Source organism: Micromonospora globispora (assembly GCF_003857015.1).
Taxonomy (GTDB): domain Bacteria; phylum Actinomycetota; class Actinomycetes; order Mycobacteriales; family Micromonosporaceae; genus Micromonospora; species Micromonospora globispora.
Genome location: NZ_QGGF01000639.1, coordinates 1 through 2,275, shown reverse-complemented (window position 1 = coordinate 2,275; position 2,275 = coordinate 1). Strand labels below are relative to the sequence as shown.

Genomic DNA, 2,275 nt, shown 5'->3' with positions numbered 1-2,275 from the left:
GGCCCAGTTCGGTGCGCTGCTCTTTAGCCGTACGGAGGTCGTCGATCCAGCCGAACTCCTCGCCGTTCGCGTCCTCCGGCTCCGCGTCGGCTCTGCCCCGCCCCCACCGGCGGCCCTTGGCACGAGGGTCCCGCCGCTCGTCGGGGCCGTCCTCCGGCCGCTCCGGACCACGCGCCATCACTGCTGACCCTCCCCGACGGCGTCGCTGCCGCCCTCATTCGCCGCGCTGACCTGCTCCGGGTCCGACGGGTGCCGACCGTTCACGGCGGCCGACGCCGCCGTCTCCGGCCGCGTCGCTGGTACGGGCAGCCCGCGGACGATCCGGCGGAGCAGCGGCAGCCGGCCGGCCACGGCCCGCTCGGCGCCGTGACCGCTGGGTTGGTAGTAGTCGGTCCCGACGAGGTCGCCCGGAGCGTACTGCTGGGTGACCACGCCGCGGTGGTCATCGTGCGGGTAGCGGTAACCGGCGCCGTGCCCTAGGCCACGGGCGCCGGAGTAGTGGGCGTCCCGCAGCCCGCGCGGAACCGGTCCGCCCCGGCCGGCTCGTACGTCGGCCATCGCGGCGGCGATCGCGGTGGTGGCCGAGTTGGACTTCGGGGCGGTGGCCAGGTGGATCACCGCCTGGGCGAGGTTGAGCTGCGCCTCGGGCAGGCCGACGTACTCGACGGCGTGCGCGGCGGCGGTGGCCACGGTCAGCGCGGTGGGATCCGCCATCCCGACGTCCTCGCTGGCGAAGATCACCATCCGCCGGGCGATGAACCGGGCGTCCTCGCCGGCGACCAGCATGCGGGCCAGCCAGTGCAGCGCCGCGTCCACGTCCGAGCCGCGCATGCTCTTGATGAACGCACTGGTCACGTCGTAGTGGGCGTCGCCGTCCCGGTCGTACCGGACGGCCGCCACGTCGACCGCCTGCTCGGCGGTGGCCAGGTCGATCCGACCGGTGCCGAGCGCGGTGGCGGTGGCGGCCGCCGCCTCCAGGGCGGTCAGCGCCTTGCGGACGTCACCGCCGGCGAGGCGAACGAGGTGGTCCTCGGCGTCGGCCGCCAGGGTGAGGGCACCGCCCAGGCCCCGCTCGTCGGCGACCGCGCGGCGCAGCAGACCGCGGACGGCGTCGTCGTCGAGCGGCTGGAGGGTGAGCAGTACGCAGCGGGACAGCAGCGGCGAGATGACCGAGAAGTACGGATTTTCCGTGGTGGCGGCGAGCAGGGTGACCGTCCGGTCCTCCACCGCGGCGAGCAGCGAGTCCTGCTGGGTCTTGCTGAACCGGTGCACCTCGTCGATGAAGAGCACGGTCGGCGGGCCGCCCGCCCGGCGCTGCCGGCGGGCCGTGTCGATCACCGCCCGGACGTCCTTCACCCCGGCTGAGAGCGCGGACATCGCGACGAAGCGGCGGTCGGTGGCCCGGGCGACGAGGTGGGCGATGGTGGTCTTGCCGCTGCCCGGCGGCCCCCAGAGGATCACCGACATGGGCGCGGCGCCGCCGACCAGCTGGCGCAGCGGCGCGCCGGGCGCGAGCAGATGGTCCTGCCCGACCAGCTCGTCGATCGAGGCGGGCCGCATCCGGACCGGCAGCGGGGAGTCCTCCCGGACCGTGGTGAAGCCGTCCACACCACCGGAACCCGCGGGGGCGCTGGGCGCGCCGGCGGGTTCGCCGAGGGTGAAGAGGGCGTCGGATTCCATCACGGAAACAGTACCGGGCGTGGCGCGCGACGCCGGAATCGCGCCGCGGACCACGCCCGGGATGATCGCTTGCGGTCAGCCGCGACCCGGACGACGACCGCGATACCAGCGGCCACCGCCACCGCCCGGGCCCCGGCCGACGCCGGCCAGGTAGAGCGAGAGCAGCAGGAAGCCGATCAGCATGAGGGTGTGGGTGTTGAACAGGTCGGGCGCGCCGAAGTTGGTGTTCAGGAAGTCGATCAGCAACGCGAAACCGAACACGATGGCCGCGAGAATGGCGAGCATGTCGTTCCTCCGGTGAGGGGTCCCAGTAGGTCCGACCCCTGATGTACCCAATCGGTCTGTTCGCCAATCTCCACGGTGGACCGGCCCGGTCCGGGTCCCCGCCGAGGCACCCCGTCGGCGTTCTAGGCTGACCGCATGATCACTGCCGACCAGGTCCTGGAGGGTCGGGACGCCATCCTGGAGGCGGCCGGCCACCACCCGTACGTCCGGCACTCGCTCTGGCGCGACCACGAGCCGCGCGGCTGGCGGCGCGACGGCGGGGTGGTCTGGCTGCTGCCGCCCGAGCAGGGGCCGGCGGGCGGCAGCAGCC

General features: G+C 74.0%; 2 protein-coding genes. Both read right to left on the bottom strand.

Annotation, left to right across the window (positions count from 1 at the left end):
* Window positions 1-177: 177 nt before the first annotated feature.
* A complete protein-coding gene (locus DKL51_RS31210) occupies window positions 178-1,680 on the bottom strand; it encodes a replication-associated recombination protein A (RefSeq protein ID WP_124813058.1) in 1,503 nt (500 codons plus the stop codon).
* A gap of 75 nt (window positions 1,681-1,755) precedes the next feature.
* A complete protein-coding gene (locus DKL51_RS31205) occupies window positions 1,756-1,965 on the bottom strand; it encodes a hypothetical protein (RefSeq protein ID WP_109948261.1) in 210 nt (69 codons plus the stop codon).
* Window positions 1,966-2,275 lie beyond the last annotated feature (310 nt).

Excerpts from the sequence above, each read along its gene's own strand:
- DKL51_RS31210 (WP_124813058.1), bottom strand. The coding sequence starts at position 1,680 with ATGGAATCCGACGCCCTCTTCACCCTCGGCGAACCCGCCGGCGCGCCC.
- DKL51_RS31205 (WP_109948261.1), bottom strand. The coding sequence starts at position 1,965 with ATGCTCGCCATTCTCGCGGCCATCGTGTTCGGTTTCGCGTTGCTGATC.